The 13,902-nt window shown below is 69.7% G+C and carries 12 protein-coding genes; 11 read left to right on the top strand and 1 reads right to left on the bottom strand.

What is annotated here, in order from left to right; translation table 11 throughout:
* Window positions 1-35 precede the first annotated feature (35 nt).
* From AC07PZ_RS21645 to AC07PZ_RS21605, 9 genes are all read left to right on the top strand, one after another.
* Window positions 36-1,016: a LysR family transcriptional regulator gene (locus AC07PZ_RS21645; RefSeq protein WP_495297204.1), complete on the top strand. Its 981-nt coding sequence runs from the start codon at window positions 36-38 to the stop codon at window positions 1,014-1,016.
* Between the two features lie 191 nt (window positions 1,017-1,207).
* Window positions 1,208-2,893: an OFA family MFS transporter gene (locus AC07PZ_RS21640; RefSeq protein WP_495297203.1), complete on the top strand. Its 1,686-nt coding sequence runs from the start codon at window positions 1,208-1,210 to the stop codon at window positions 2,891-2,893.
* Window positions 2,894-2,902: 9 nt separating this feature from the next.
* Complete coding sequence (locus tag AC07PZ_RS21635; protein WP_495297202.1) at window positions 2,903-5,239, top strand: FdhF/YdeP family oxidoreductase; 2,337 nt, start codon at window positions 2,903-2,905, stop codon at window positions 5,237-5,239.
* Window positions 5,236-5,532 (top strand): winged helix DNA-binding protein, encoded by a 297-nt coding sequence (locus AC07PZ_RS21630; protein WP_495297201.1) that lies wholly within the window; start codon window positions 5,236-5,238, stop codon window positions 5,530-5,532. The genes AC07PZ_RS21635 and AC07PZ_RS21630 overlap by 4 nt, the downstream gene beginning before the upstream one ends.
* Window positions 5,533-5,548: 16 nt before the next feature.
* Window positions 5,549-6,472 (top strand): formate dehydrogenase accessory sulfurtransferase FdhD, encoded by a 924-nt coding sequence (fdhD, locus tag AC07PZ_RS21625; RefSeq protein ID WP_495297200.1) that lies wholly within the window; start codon window positions 5,549-5,551, stop codon window positions 6,470-6,472.
* Window positions 6,473-6,606: 134 nt separating this feature from the next.
* Entirely contained in the window at window positions 6,607-6,852 is a 246-nt protein-coding gene (locus tag AC07PZ_RS21620) for a type II toxin-antitoxin system Phd/YefM family antitoxin (RefSeq protein WP_495297199.1), read from the top strand.
* Complete coding sequence (locus tag AC07PZ_RS21615; RefSeq protein WP_495297198.1) at window positions 6,849-7,112, top strand: Txe/YoeB family addiction module toxin; 264 nt, start codon at window positions 6,849-6,851, stop codon at window positions 7,110-7,112. Before AC07PZ_RS21620 ends, AC07PZ_RS21615 begins: the two co-directional genes overlap by 4 nt.
* Before the next feature lie 148 nt (window positions 7,113-7,260).
* Entirely contained in the window at window positions 7,261-8,271 is a 1,011-nt protein-coding gene (locus AC07PZ_RS21610) for an aldo/keto reductase (RefSeq protein WP_495297197.1), read from the top strand.
* A gap of 70 nt (window positions 8,272-8,341) precedes the next feature.
* Window positions 8,342-10,861, top strand: coding sequence for an ABC transporter permease (locus AC07PZ_RS21605; protein WP_495297196.1), 2,520 nt, complete (start codon window positions 8,342-8,344; stop codon window positions 10,859-10,861).
* A 16-nt stretch (window positions 10,862-10,877) separates the two neighbouring features.
* Here the strand turns inward: AC07PZ_RS21605 and AC07PZ_RS21600 are convergent, their stop codons facing one another.
* The gene (locus AC07PZ_RS21600; RefSeq protein WP_495297195.1) at window positions 10,878-11,753 is read right to left on the bottom strand and encodes a LysR family transcriptional regulator; all 876 of its coding nucleotides are present in this window, start codon (window positions 11,751-11,753) and stop codon (window positions 10,878-10,880) included.
* 134 nt (window positions 11,754-11,887) lie between these two features.
* Between AC07PZ_RS21600 and AC07PZ_RS21595 the strand changes: the two genes are divergently transcribed.
* Together AC07PZ_RS21595 and AC07PZ_RS21590 are read left to right on the top strand one after the other, a co-directional pair.
* The gene (locus tag AC07PZ_RS21595) at window positions 11,888-13,444 is read left to right on the top strand and encodes an MFS transporter (protein ID WP_495297194.1); all 1,557 of its coding nucleotides are present in this window, start codon (window positions 11,888-11,890) and stop codon (window positions 13,442-13,444) included.
* 25 nt (window positions 13,445-13,469) lie between these two features.
* The gene (locus AC07PZ_RS21590; RefSeq protein ID WP_495297193.1) at window positions 13,470-13,889 is read left to right on the top strand and encodes a group II truncated hemoglobin; all 420 of its coding nucleotides are present in this window, start codon (window positions 13,470-13,472) and stop codon (window positions 13,887-13,889) included.
* Window positions 13,890-13,902: the final 13 nt, after the last annotated feature.

Below are 13,902 nucleotides of genomic sequence, written 5' to 3'. Positions count from 1 at the left end.
TGCGGCCGCAGTCCCGTCGCGCCGGAGCGGCGGGGTTGAACGTCCTCACGTCGATGCGCTACCTGGTGGCGCTGAACGAGCATCGGCACTTCGGCCGCGCGGCGCTGGCGTGCCACATCACGCAGCCCGCACTGTCGAACGCGCTGCGCGCGCTCGAGGGCGAGTTCGGCGTGCTGATCGTGAAGCGCGGGCGCACCTTCGCCGGGCTGACCAGCGAGGGCGAGGCCGTGCTCGCGACCGCGCAGCGCATGCTGCGCGAGCAGGAACTGCTGCGCGAACGCCTCGACAGCGAGTCGGCGCAGCCGACCGGGCGCCTGCGTCTCGCCGCCGTGCCGACCGCGATGCCGATCCTGTCGCGCTTCTCCATCGCGCTGCAGATGCGGCATCCGGGCATCGCCCCGACCGTGATCTCGCTGAGCTCGCTGGAGATCGAGACCGCGCTCGACAGCATGTCGCTCGACCTGGCGCTCGGCTACACCGACCGCACCCGCGTGCGCAACGTGAGCCTTGCCGTCTGGCCGCAGTGCACCGAGCACTACTACCTGGTGCAGCGCACCTCCGCGCCGGGCGTCGATACCGGCTGGCGCCTCGGGCCGCCGGTGCGCTGGGCCGAAGCCGCCGGCCTGCCGCTGTGCCTGATGACACCGGACATGCACAACCGGGCCATCATCGATCAGGCTTTCGAGGCGGCTGGCCAGATCGTCGTGCCGGCCATGGAAACCAACTCGATCCACACGCTGGCACGCAGCGTGGGGGCCGGCGCGCTGGCCAGCGTGTTGCCGGGTGCGGCGCTGGAGCTGCTGCGGCACGACGCGTCCTTCGAGGCGCGGCCGCTGGTCGAGCCGCTGCTGCAGACGCCGCTGGGCTTCATGACGCACGCGAGCGACCGCATCTCGCGCGCGCTGCAGGCGGCGGTCGCGCTGATGCAGAGCGACGAATGGCTGGCTCAATTGGCGCTGCCGACCGATCTCGCACCGCCTGCCGCATCCGTCCCCGCCGACCCCGGCGAGGCCTGAAGGCCGCCTGCCGTCGCCTGGCTGCGTCCGACGGCGCCGGGCAGTGCCGCATTCGGCGCCCGCTTTTCATTTCTTTTGCGAATCGCCCCATGTGCGAATGCAATTGGCCGGCCATTCGCGCCCGGCCTAGACTCCGGCCGCCTTGCGCAGCGCAATGCCTTGATTCGGATCAACGACATACGAGGAGACATATGGCCGGTCCCGCTTCCACCGCACTTCCCGATGCGCCCGTTGGCGCCGGTTCCTCTCCCGGATGGCTCGAGAAGGAACGGATCATTGCCGGCGCCGGCTTCAACCGCTGGCTGGTGCCGCCGGCCGCGCTGGCGATCCACCTGTGCATCGGCATGGCCTATGGCTTCTCGGTGTTCTGGCTGCCGCTGTCGAAGATGCTGGCCACGGCCGGCACCGGTGCCCAGGCCTGCGCCAAGGACATGAGCTTCTTCGCCGAGCTGTTCGCCACCGGCTGCGACTGGCGCATCGCCACGCTGGGCTGGATGTACACGCTCTTCTTCGTGTTCCTGGGTTGCTCCGCAGCGATCTGGGGCGGCTGGCTGGAACGCGTCGGCCCGCGCAAGGCCGGTGTGGTCAGCGCGCTGTGCTGGTGCGGCGGCATGCTGCTGTCGGCGCTCGGCATCTACCTGCACCAGTTCTGGCTGATGATCCTCGGCTCCGGCGTGATCGGTGGCATCGGCCTCGGCCTGGGCTACATCTCGCCGGTGTCGACGCTGATCAAGTGGTTCCCCGACCGCCGCGGCATGGCGACCGGCATGGCCATCATGGGCTTCGGCGGCGGCGCGATGATCGGCTCGCCGCTGGCAGTCGAGCTGATGAAGGCCTTCGCCACACCGACCAGTGCCGGCGTGCTGCAGACCTTCGTGGTGATGGCCATCGTCTACTTCGTCTTCATGATGGCCGGCGCGCTCGGCTACCGCGTGCCCGCGACGGGCTGGAAGCCGGCCGGCTGGACACCACCGCCGCCCAGCGCCAACGCGATGATCACGCAGCGCCACGTTCACGTGAAGAAGGTCTGGGGCATTCCGCAGTTCTGGCTGCTGTGGCTGGTGCTGTGCATGAACGTGAGCGCGGGCATCGGCGTGATCGGCATGTCCTCGCCGATGCTGCAGGAAGTCTTCGGCGGCGCGCTGATCGGTGTCACGCAGAAGTTCGGCGAACTCGACAAGACCCAGCTGGGCGCGATCGCGGCCGTCGCGGGCGGCTTCACCGCGCTGCTGAGCCTGTTCAACATCGGTGGCCGCTTCTTCTGGGCCAGCCTGTCCGACAAGCTCGGCCGCAAGATGACCTACTTCGTCTTCTTCGTGCTCGGCGGCCTGCTGTACGCCAGCATCCCGTCGTCGGCCGGTGCGGGCAGCAAGCTGATGTTCGTGGGCGCCTTCTGCATCATCCTGTCGATGTACGGCGGCGGCTTCGCGACCATTCCGGCCTACCTGGCCGACCTGTTCGGCACGCAGATGGTCGGCGCCATCCACGGCCGGCTGCTCACGGCCTGGGCCACGGCCGGCATCCTCGGGCCGGTGGTCGTCAACTACATGCGCGAATACCAGCTCGGCCTGGGCATCCCGCGCGAACAGGTCTACAACCAGACCATGTACATCCTGGTGGGCATGCTGGTGATCGGCTTCATCGCCAATCTGCTGGTGCGGCCGCTGGCCGACAGGCATTTCATGAGCGACGCCGAACTGGCCATCGAGAAGAAGCTGGCACACGAGAAGGCCGCCGCTTCCGAGGTCGGCAGCGGCTCGAACCGCGCCGACACGGTGAGCCCGGTGACGGTGGTGCTGGCCTGGGCGGCGGTCGGCATTCCGCTCGCATGGGGCGTCTACAAGACGCTGGTGAGCGCCGCCAAGTTCTTCAACTGATCGGACCCGATGCAAGAAGAGAAGATCGCGTTCTACAAGGGCCCGGCCGGTGGCTGGGGCGCGTTGCGCAGCGTGACGCAGGCGCTGCTGCGGCAGGACATTCCGGTCAAGGGCGCCAAGACGCTGCTGTCGGCCAACCAGGCCGACGGCTTCGACTGCCCGGGCTGCGCCTGGCCCGACCGCAACCATGCGTCGACCTTCGAGTTCTGCGAGAACGGCGCCAAGGCCGTCGCGGCCGAGGCGACCGCGCGCCGCGCCGGCCCCGAGCTGTTTGCCGCGCACACGGTGGCCGAGCTGGCGCAGAAGAGCGACTTCTGGCTCGAGGACCAGGGCCGGCTCACGCATCCGATGGTCTATGACGCAGCCAGCGACAGGTACGTGCCGATCGACTGGGACGATGCCTTCGCGCTGGTCGCCGCCCACCTTAACGCGCTGCCCGACCCGAACCAGGCGATCTTCTACACCTCGGGCCGCGCGAGCAACGAGGCGGCCTTTCTCTACCAGCTGTTCGTGCGCGAGTACGGCACCAACAACTTCCCCGACTGCTCGAACATGTGCCACGAGCCGAGCGGCAGCGGCATGCGGCCGCAGATCGGCGTCGGCAAGGGCACGGTCACGCTGCACGACTTCGAGCTGGCGGACGCGATCTTCATCTTCGGCCAGAACCCCGGCACCAACCATCCGCGCATGCTGGGCGAGCTGCGTGCGGCGCACAAGCGCGGCGCGAAGATCGTGAGCTTCAACCCGCTGCGCGAGCGTGGCCTGGAACGCTTCGCCGATCCGCAGGACAAGCTGGAGATGGCCACGCTGAGCTCCACCGAGATCAGCACGCACTACTACCAGCTGCGTGTGGGCGGCGACTTCGCGGCGGTCAAGGGAATGATGAAGCACCTGCTCGAACGCGAGGACGCGGGCGAGCGGCTGATCGACTTCAACTTCATCGCCGAGCACACCAGCGGCTTCGAGGCGATGGCCGACGACCTGCGGCGAGAGTCGTGGGCCGTGCTGGTGGAGGAGTCGGGCCTGAGCGAGGCGCAGATCCGCGCGGCCGGCGACGTGTACTGCGCCGCCGAGCGCACCATCCTCTGCTGGGGCATGGGCATCACGCAGCATCGCGATTCGGTCGCGACCATCCAGATGCTGGTCAACCTGCTCATGATGCGCGGCAACATCGGACGCCCGGGCGCCGGCCCGTGCCCGGTGCGCGGCCACAGCAACGTGCAGGGCGACCGCACCATGGGCATCTGGGAGAAGCCCCCGGCGGCGCTGCTCGACCGGCTGGGCCAGGTGTTCGGCTTCGAGCCGCCGCGTGCCCACGGCTGGGACACGGTCGAATCGATCCAGGCGATGCTCGACGGCAAGGGCCGCGTCTTCTTCGCGCTGGGCGGCAACTTCGCCGCCGCCACGCCCGACACCTACGAGACCTGGAAGGCGCTGCGCCAATGCGCGCTGACCGTGCACGTCACCACCAAGCTCAACCGCAGCCACGTGGTGCATGGCCGCGAGGCGCTGATCCTGCCGTGCCTGGGCCGCACCGAGATCGACGTGCAGGCCGGCGGCCCGCAGGGCGTGACGGTCGAGGACTCGATGAGCATGGTGCACATCTCGTCGGGCATCAACCCGCCGGCATCGCCGTATTTGCTGTCGGAGCCGGCCATCGTCGCGCGGCTCGCGGCAGCCACCATCGGCCACCGCAGCAGCACGCCGTGGCTCTGGCTGATCGAGGACTACAGCCGCATCCGCGACAAGATCGAAGCGGTGTTCGACGACTTCCAGAACTTCAACCTGCGCGTCGCCACGCCGGGCGGCTTCCGCCTGCGCAACACGGCGAGCGAACGAGTCTGGGCGACCGCGTCGAAGAAGGCCGGCTTCTACGTCCACGCGGTGCCGGTCGACACGCCCTCGCACAAGGCGCGCGCGCGCTTCGCGGGCAAGGGCGACACGATCGTCTTCACGCTGATCACCACGCGCTCGCACGACCAGTACAACACGACGATCTACGGCCACGACGACCGCTATCGCGGTGTGTTCGGCCAGCGTCGCGTGGTGTTCATCAACCGGGCCGACATCAAGGCGCTCGGCATGAAGGACGGCGACTGGGTCGACCTGCAGACCGTCTGGGACGACGGCCAGCAGCGCCGTGCCGACCGCTTCAAGCTGGTGGCGTACGACATCCCGCGCGGCAATCTCGCGGCCTATTACCCGGAGACCAATCCGCTGGTGCCGCTGTCGTCGGTGGCGTTGAATGCGGGCACGCCGGCCTCCAAGTCGATCCCGGTGGTGCTGACGCCGAGCCCGGCAGCCGCCGCATCGACCGCGGCCGCACCGGCAACCCTCTCGGCATGACGCCGGACGCCGATCTCGACGCGTTCTCCGTCGCGATCCTCCTCGCACTGGCCGAGGCATCGCCCGAAGGCGGCATGTCGCTGCCGCGCCTGGGCAAGCGGCTCGGGCAGGGCGCCAGCGTGGTCATGCGGCAGCTCACGCGCATGGGCGACGCGGCCATCGGCGGCGTTCGAGGCCCGGGCTGGGTGCGCGTGGTGCAGCTGGACGAGCGCTGGGTCGCGCACATCACCGAGGCCGGGCGTGCTGTGGTCGCGGACTTGCCACCCGCGCCGGAAGACGCGCGCACCGGCTGAGCCGACAATGCGGACCATGCCGCAAGCCACCCGCGAAGACGCCGGTCCACCGACACTGCCGCCGCTGGCGCGCCATGACGTGCACGTGTTCGGTGAGCGCGGCCTCGGCCCTGAAGGCGTGGTGCGCGGCGACACGCTGGCCGCCGAAGTGCCGGTCGCGCTGGTGTTCAACGGCGTCTCGCATGCCGTGATGATGGCGACGCCGCAGGATCTCGATGACTTCGCACTGGGCTTCGCGCTCAGCGAGGGCATTCTCGACAGCGCGGCCGATTGCCGTGGCATCGATGTGCAGGCGATCGATGCGATCGATGCCGGCCTGCCCGACGGCATGCCCGGCATCGAGGTGCAGCTGGAGATTTCCACGCGCAGCTTCGAGCGGCTCAAGGACCGGCGACGCAGCCTGGCCGGGCGCACCGGCTGCGGCGTCTGCGGCGTCGAGAGCTTCGCCGGGCTCGACCTGTCGCCGCAGCGCGTGCCGCCGCGCGACTGGATCGAGCGCGTCGACCTGCCGACCGTGCTGCGCGCCTTTGCCGCCATGCCGGCGCGCCAGGTGCTCAATGCCGAGGCCGGCGCCATCCACGCCGCGGCCTGGGCCACGGTCGAAGGCGACATCACCGACCTGATGGAAGACGTCGGCCGCCACAACGCGCTCGACAAACTGCTCGGCCGGCTGGCGCGTGCCGGGCGGCTCGGCGAACCCGGCTTCGTGCTGATGTCCAGCCGAGGCAGCCATGAGCTGGTGCGCAAGTGCGCGCGACTCGGCATCGCCGCGATGGCGACGATTTCGGCACCGACCGCGATGGGCGTGCGCATGGCCGAACTCAGCGGCGTGCGCTTCTGGGGGCTGTGCCGCGCGCCGCGCGGGGTGCTGTATGCGGACGGGCTGATGCTGCCGGGTGAGGGTGCGCTCACGGTATCGGCCAACGCCTCGATGCCCTGATCATGCAGATCGCCTGTCGGACCTGCGTGTCCGGTGACGGCTCCAGATGACGCAGAGTGCATGGAAAGCGAGATCTTGTCGCGTTGACAGACGGTACGTATTTTCGTACGCTTCCCGCTCTTGAGGAGAGTTCAATGACCCAGCCGATCACCGCAAGTGAAGCGCGCGCCAGTCTCTACCGCTTGATCGATCAGGCAAGCGAATCGCACCAGCCCATCCTGATCTCGGGAAAGCGCAGCAGCGCGGTTCTCGTGTCCGCAGATGACTGGCAGGCCATCCAGGAAACCCTGTATCTCCTGTCGGTCCCCGGCATGCGCGAGTCCATCAAGGAGGGCAGGACCGAGCCGTTGGACAAGAGCGCCAAGGACCTCGACTGGTGACGTGGGACGTCGTCTATGCGAAGCACGCCGTCAAGGATGCCGGCAAGCTCGCGGCCGCCGGCCTGAAGGCCAAGGCCCAGGTGCTCCTCGGCGTTCTGGCGATCGATCCCTTTCAGACCCCCCCGCCTTACGAAAAGCTCGTCGGCGATCTCGACGGAACCTATTCCCGGCGAATCAACATCCAGCATCGGCTCGTCTACGAAGTCTTCAAGAAGGAGCGCATCGTGCGCGTTCTTCGCATGTGGAGCCACTACGAGTGAGCTGACCGCGAGCGGAGAGGTGCCACCTTCGTCGCCGATCCGCAGGCAGCCCACACCCCCTGCAGGCTTCGCCCGCGATGTCTAAACTGGCCCCCGATCCGCCAATCCGCCGACGAATTCGTCGATCAGCCAACGCAAGGACAGCCGCATGAGCATTCCAACCACCCGTCTCGGCCGCACCGGCCTCACCGTGTCGCGACTCGCGCTCGGCACCATGACCTTCGGCCTGCAGACCGAGGAATCCGTCTCGCACGCGATCCTCGACAAGGCGACCGAGGCCGGCATCAACTTCCTCGACGTGGCCGACGTCTACCCGCTCGGCGGCGGACTGGCGACGGCCGGCCGCACCGAGGAGATCGTCGGCCGCTGGCTGCGCGCCAAGGGCGCGAGCCGGCGCGGCGACTTCATCGTCGCGACCAAGGCCGTCGGCAAGATGGGGCCGAACCCCTGGGACCAGGGCGCGTCGCGCAAGCATCTGCTGGACGCGATCGACGCGTCGCTCAAGCGCCTGCAGGTCGACCACGTCGATCTGTATCAGCTGCACAGCGACGACCGCGAGACGCCGCTGGACGAGAGCATCGAAGCGCTCGACACCATCGTGAAATCCGGCCGCGCGCGCTACGTCGGCGTGTCGAACTTCCTGGCCTACCGGCTGGCGCGCGCACTGGGGCGCTCGGAGCTGTTGCGCCTCACGCGCTTCGTGTCGGTGCAGCCGCGCTACAGCCTGCTGTTCCGCGAGATCGAGCGCGAGCTGCTGCCGCTGGCGGCGGAAGAAGGCCTGGGCGTGATCCCGTACAACCCGCTCGCGGGCGGGCTGCTGACCGGCAAGTACGCCGCGGGTTCGAAGCCGCAGGAGAACACCCGCTTCACGCTCGGCACCGCCGGGTCGATGTACCAGGACCGCTACTGGAACGAGCGCAGCTTCGCCGCCGTCGGCCAGCTGCATGCGCTGGCCGAGCAGGCCGGCGTGCCGCTGGCCACGCTCGCCGTCGCCTGGGTCATGGCGAATCCGCAGATCACCGCGCCGCTGCTCGGCGCGAGCCGGCCGGAGCAGCTCGACGCCACGCTGGCGGCCGCCAGCTACACGCTGGATGCCGACCTCAAGCAGAAGCTCGACGCGCTGACCGCCGAGTTCCGCAAGGGCGACGCGCCGCGCTGAGCGCGCCTGCAGCGAGCGCCCGAATCCCCCGCGCGGCCGAAGCCGAATTCGCTTCGGCTATCGTGGCCGGATGAACGCTTCCTTCCTCCGCCTGGGCTGGCGCACGCTCTGGCGCGATCTGCGCGCCGGCGAATTGCGACTCTTGATCGTGGCCGTGCTGCTCGCGGTGGCCGCGCTCACCGCCGTCGGCTTCTTCGCCGACCGGCTCAAGGGCGGATTGCAGCGCGATGCGCGGCAACTGCTTGGCGGCGATGCCGTCATCCGCAGCGACAACCCGACGCCCGAGGCCTTCATTGCGCAGGCCCGCACGCTGGGGCTCGACGCCACGGTCAACTACGGCTTCCCCACGATGGCGCGCGCGCCCGACGACAAGGGCGGCGCGACCAAGCTGGTGTCGCTGAAGGCGGTCGCCGTGGGGTATCCGCTGCGCGGCAGCCTGGAGACCGCGACCGCCGCCGATGCGCCCGGCCAGTCCACGCGCGACATCCCGGCGCCGGGCGACGTCTGGGTCGACGGTTCGCTGCTCGACGCGCTCGACCTGAAGGTCGGCGACCCGCTGCTGCTGGGCGATGCCAGCCTGCGCATCGCGCGCGTGATCGTGATCGAGCCCGACCGCGGCGGCGGCTTCATGAGCTTTTCGCCGCGCGTGATGCTCAACCAGGCCGACGTGGCGCGCACGGCGCTCGTGCAACCCGCGAGTCGCGTCAGCTACCGCTTCGCCGTCGCGGGCGAGGACCGCGCGGTCAAGGCCTTCACCGACTGGGCCGACGCGTTGCTGAAGAAGGGCGACATGCGCGGCGCGCAGCTCGAATCCTTCGAGAGCGGCCGGCCCGAGATGCGCCAGACGCTGGAGCGCGCCGAGAAATTCCTGAACCTGGTCGCGCTGCTCGCCGCGCTGCTGAGTGCTGTCGCCGTGGCGCTGGCCGCGCGCGGTTTCGCGGCCAGCCACCTCGACGACTGCGCCATGCTGCGCGTGCTCGGCCAGAGCCAGCGCACCATCGCCGGCGCCTACGCCTTCGAGTTCGCCGTGATCGGACTGGTCGCGAGCGGGCTCGGCGTGGCGATCGGATTCGCGGTGCACTACGCCTTCGTGCTGCTGCTGGCCGGGCTGGTCGAAACGGCGCTGCCGGCGCCGACGCTCTGGCCCGTCGCGTTCGGCCTGGGCATGGGCCTCACGCTGCTCTTCACCTTCGGCCTGCCGCCGGTGCTGCAACTGGCGCGCGTGCCGCCGCTGCGCGTGATCCGGCGCGACGTCGGCGGTCTCAAGCCCGCGTCGCTCGCCGTGCTGGGCATCGGCGCGCTCGGCTTCATCGCATTGCTGATGGCCGCCAGCAGCGACCTGAAGCTCGGGCTGATCGCGGTGGGCGGCTTCGCGGTCGCGGTGGCCGTGTTCGCGCTGCTGAGCTGGATCGCCGTCAAGGTGCTGCGGCGCAGCGTCAACGAGAGCACGGCGCCGCGCTGGATGGTGCTTGCGACGCGGCAGATCTCGGCACGGCCGGCCTATGCCGTGGTGCAGGTCAGCGCGCTGGCGGTCGGACTGCTGGCGCTGGTGCTGCTGGTGCTGCTGCGCACCGACCTGGTGTCGAGCTGGCGCCGCGCCACGCCGCCCGATGCGCCGAACCGCTTCGTCATCAACGTGATGCCGGACCAGAGTGACGCCTTCCAGAAGTCGCTGCGCGACGCGGGTGTCGGCAAGTTCGACTGGTATCCGATGATCCGGGGTCGCCTGATCGCGGTCAACGACAAGGCCGTGACGCCCGACGACTATGCCGACGACCGTGCCAAGCGCCTGGTCGATCGGGAGTTCAACCTGAGCAACAGCACCGAGGCACCCGCGCACAACGCCATCACGGCCGGTGCCTGGACGCCCGGCGCCGCGGGCGAGGTCAGCGTGGAGGACGGCCTGGCCGAGACGCTGGGGCTGAAGCTCGGCGACCGCCTGCGCTTCGACATCGGCGGCATCACGAGCGACGCGCGCATCACGTCGCTGCGCAAGGTCGACTGGGGTTCGCTGCACGCCAACTTCTTCGTCATGTACACGGTCGCCAACCTGGCCGATGTCCCGGTGACGTACATGGGCGCCTTCCGCGCGCCGGACACCAGGGGCTTCGACAACGCGCTGGTGCGCGCCTACCCGAACGTGACCAACGTCGACATGAGCGCGACCATCGGCCAGGTGCAGCGCATCCTCGACCAGGTGATCCGCGCGGTCGAGTTCCTGTTCGGCTTCACGCTCGCGGCGGGGCTCGTCGTGCTGTTCGCCGCGGTCACGGCCACGCGCGAGGAGCGGGCGCGCGAATTCGCGGTGATGCGCGCGGTCGGCGCGCGGGCCAGCCTGCTGCGGCAGGTTCAGCGTGCGGAACTGGTCGGCGTCGGGCTGCTGGCCGGCTTCCTGGCGAGCATCGCGGCATCGGCCATCGGCTGGGGCCTGGCGCGCTACGTGTTCGACTTCGCCTGGACCGCGTCGCCGCTGGTGCCGCTGGCGGGCGCTGTGGCCGGCGCGGTGCTGGCGCTGGCGGCCGGCTGGTGGGGGCTGCGCGACGTGTTGCGCCGGCCGGTCGTCGACACGCTGCGCCGCGCGGCGGAGTAGTCGGTCGCCGCCGCCGTCACTGGAAGAGATGCGCCGCCGCGTGATCCACGAAGGCGCGCACCTTGGGCGAGAGGTGGCGGCTGGACGGCCACAGCGCCGAGAACTGGCCCAGGTGCGTGACATGCGCATCGAGCACGCGCAGCAGGTCGCCGCGTGCCAGCGCGTCGCGCGCCAGGAAGTCCGGCATGTAGGCCACGCCCATGCCGGCGACCGTCGCGCCCAGCATGGCTTCCATGTTGTTGCAGGCGAGCGTGGTCGGCAACTGCGCGGGCAGCCCGGGCACGGTCCATTCCTCCAGCCGGCCGCTGTCGACGAACTGGTAGCGCAGGCAGGCATGGTGCGCGAGTTCGGCGGGCGTTTGCGGCGTGCCATGCCGTGCCAGGTAGGCCGGTGACGCGGCGAGCAGAAAGCGGAACGGGCCGAGCCGGCGCGCCACGAGGCGGGAGTCGCCGAGGTCGCCGCTGCGGATGACGACGTCGAACCCTTCCTCGATCACGTCCACCAGCCGGTCGTTGAAGTCGAGATCCAGCGCGATCTCCGGATAGCGCGCCTGGAAGGCCGGCAGCACCGGCAGCAGGAAGCGGTACCCGATGGTCGGCAGGCTGATCCGAAGCCGCCCTCGTGGCGCGGCGATGCTGGCCTGCATCATGGCCCGTGCGTCGTCGAGCTCTTCCAGGATGTGGCGGCAACGCACATGGAACATCGCGCCTTCCTCCGTCAGCCGGACCTGGCGTGTCGTCCGATGGAAGAGGCGCAAACCCAGTTGCTGCTCCAGCCGCGCGACGTTCTTGCCCACGGCAGATGCCGAAATGCCGAGCGCGCGGCCGGCACTCGCGAAGTTCAACAGGTCCGCCGCACGGACGAAGGATTCGAGGCCGCTGAAGCTGTCCATGGTCGTGTGTCGTGTTTGCGGGGTGATTGCCAACCTGAGGTTGGCAGTGTGATGACTTGAACAGGGATTGTGTGCAGATTGGAGCGCTTCTATCTTCGACTCATCTTTTTCGCCTGTTGTTTCCAAGGTTCTCCATGTCTTCCGCACCCTCGCTCCCTTCCGACGCCTCCCGCCAGTGGCTGCTCGTCGCCGTCTGCCTGGCGGCGATGGCCATGCCCATCAGCTTCACCGGGCCGGCGGTCGCGCTGCCGGTCATCCAGGCCGCGCTGGGCGGTACGCCGGTCCAGCTCAACTGGTTGACGAATGCCTTCATGCTGAGTTTCGGCGGCACGCTCATGGCCACCGGCGCACTGGCCGATGCCTATGGCCGGCGCCGGCTGTTCCTCGGCGGACTGCTGCTGGTCATCGCGAGCGGGCTGGCACTGGCGTGCGTGCAGGGCATCGTGGCGTTCGATCTGCTGCGTGCCGTCCAGGGGCTGGGTTGCGCCGCTGCCTTTGCGGGCGGCACCGCCGGGCTGGCGCAGGTGGTGCAGGGCCCGGCGCGCACGCGGGCTTTCAGCTTCATCGGCACGTCCTTCGGTGCCGGCCTGGCATTGGGGCCGCTGCTGAGCGGCTGGCTGAGTGATGCGGTGGGCTGGCGCGCCGTCGTGATGACGCCCGGCCTCATCAGCGCGGTGGCGTTCGGCATCGGGGCGCGCTGGATGGCCGAATCGCGAGCGCCGACGCCGGGCCGGCTGGACTGGTCCGGCATGCTGGTCTTCACCGTTGCGCTGAGTTTGCTGACGATGGGCGTGCTGCAGGCGCCCGACAGCGGCTGGGCCCACCCGGCGGTGCTGGGTGCGCTGGCCGCCGCGGCTTTGGCCGGATGCATCTTCGTCGCCATCGAGCGCCGCGTGGCGCGGCGGGGTGGCGCGCCGATGCTGGACCTCTCGCTGTTCCGCTACCCGCGTTTCGTCGGCGTGCAGCTGCTGGCGGCCGCGCCGGCCTACGGCTTCGTCGTGCTGCTGGTGCTGCTGCCCATCCGCTTCATCGGGCTGGAGGGGCGCGACGCGCTCGAGGCCGGGCGCTTCATGCTGCTGTTGTCGGCGCCGGTCCTCGTCATGCCGAGCGTCGCGGCGGCCTTGGCGCGGCGCTTTTCCGCAGGACGGATTTCCGCTGCCGGACTGCTCGTGTGCGCCGCCGGGCTCGCCTGGCTGAGCACCTGCGCTCCTGGCAGCGGGCTGGCGCGCATGGCGGGGCCGCTGCTGGCGATCGGCATCGGCATCGGGCTGCCCTGGGGTCTGATGGACGGCCTCGCCGTCAGCGTCGTGCCGCGGGAGCGCGCCGGGATGGCGTCCGGCATCTTCAACACGGTCCGTGTCGCGGGCGAGGGCATTGCGCTGGCGCTGGTCGGCGCCGGGCTGACGGCGCTCGTCGCCAGCCAGCTCGCGCAGTTGCCGGGCGCGGCTGCCGTCACCGCCGTTGCCGCGCAGCGCGTGACGACGGGAGACATGTCCCAGGTGCTGGCCTTGCTGCCCGGTGTGGAACGCGGGGCCGTGCTGCAAGCCTACGGCCACGCCTTTGCCACGCTGCTGGAAGTGCTGGCCGGCGTGACCGCGGCGACCGCATTCGTCATCCTCGCCTTCCTGCGTGACGCAGCACCGGAACAGGCACCGGAAAGGGCGGAGGTTTCGGCCGTCGAATGTGCGTGAGCCGGCCTCGCGAGACAATGGCGGCATGCAAATCCAGGAAAAACCGGCAGCTGCCACGCCCTTCGAATGGATCGGTGGCGAACCGAAGGTGCAGGCATTGGTCGACCGCTTCTACGACCTGATGGACCTCGAGCCCGCCTATGCGCAGTTGCGCGCGGTGCATGGCAGCACGCTGGACAACGCGCGCCAGCGCCTGTTCTGGTTTCTGTGCGGCTGGCTTGGTGGGCCGCAGCACTACACCGACCGTTTCGGCCATCCGATGCTGCGGGCACGCCATCTGCCGCAGAGCATCGGCGGCCACAGCATCGGCATCCGCGAGCGCGACGAATGGCTGGCGTGCATGGACCAGGCGATGGGCGAGACCGGTGTGCCCGAGGACCTGCGTGCGCGGCTGCGCGACTCGTTCTTCAAGACCGCAGACTGGATGCGCAACCGCGGCGGTTGAGCGCCGGCCCGTT

Source organism: Variovorax sp. GW821-FHT10B04 (genome assembly GCF_059415645.1).
The sequence above is the reverse complement of the archived record's forward strand: the minus strand, read 5'-3'. Positions and strand labels throughout refer to the sequence as shown.

Excerpts from the sequence above, each read along its gene's own strand:
- AC07PZ_RS21600 (WP_495297195.1), bottom strand. The coding sequence starts at position 11,753 with ATGGACAGCTTCAGCGGCCTCGAATCCTTCGTCCGTGCGGCGGACCTG.
- AC07PZ_RS21595 (WP_495297194.1), top strand. The coding sequence starts at position 11,888 with ATGTCTTCCGCACCCTCGCTCCCTTCCGACGCCTCCCGCCAGTGGCTG.
- AC07PZ_RS21590 (WP_495297193.1), top strand. The coding sequence starts at position 13,470 with ATGCAAATCCAGGAAAAACCGGCAGCTGCCACGCCCTTCGAATGGATC.
- AC07PZ_RS21610 (WP_495297197.1), top strand. The coding sequence starts at position 7,261 with ATGAGCATTCCAACCACCCGTCTCGGCCGCACCGGCCTCACCGTGTCG.
- fdhD (WP_495297200.1), top strand. The coding sequence starts at position 5,549 with ATGCCGCAAGCCACCCGCGAAGACGCCGGTCCACCGACACTGCCGCCG.
- AC07PZ_RS21635 (WP_495297202.1), top strand. The coding sequence starts at position 2,903 with ATGCAAGAAGAGAAGATCGCGTTCTACAAGGGCCCGGCCGGTGGCTGG.
- AC07PZ_RS21640 (WP_495297203.1), top strand. The coding sequence starts at position 1,208 with ATGGCCGGTCCCGCTTCCACCGCACTTCCCGATGCGCCCGTTGGCGCC.
- AC07PZ_RS21605 (WP_495297196.1), top strand. The coding sequence starts at position 8,342 with ATGAACGCTTCCTTCCTCCGCCTGGGCTGGCGCACGCTCTGGCGCGAT.
- AC07PZ_RS21620 (WP_495297199.1), top strand. The coding sequence starts at position 6,607 with ATGACCCAGCCGATCACCGCAAGTGAAGCGCGCGCCAGTCTCTACCGC.
- AC07PZ_RS21630 (WP_495297201.1), top strand. The coding sequence starts at position 5,236 with ATGACGCCGGACGCCGATCTCGACGCGTTCTCCGTCGCGATCCTCCTC.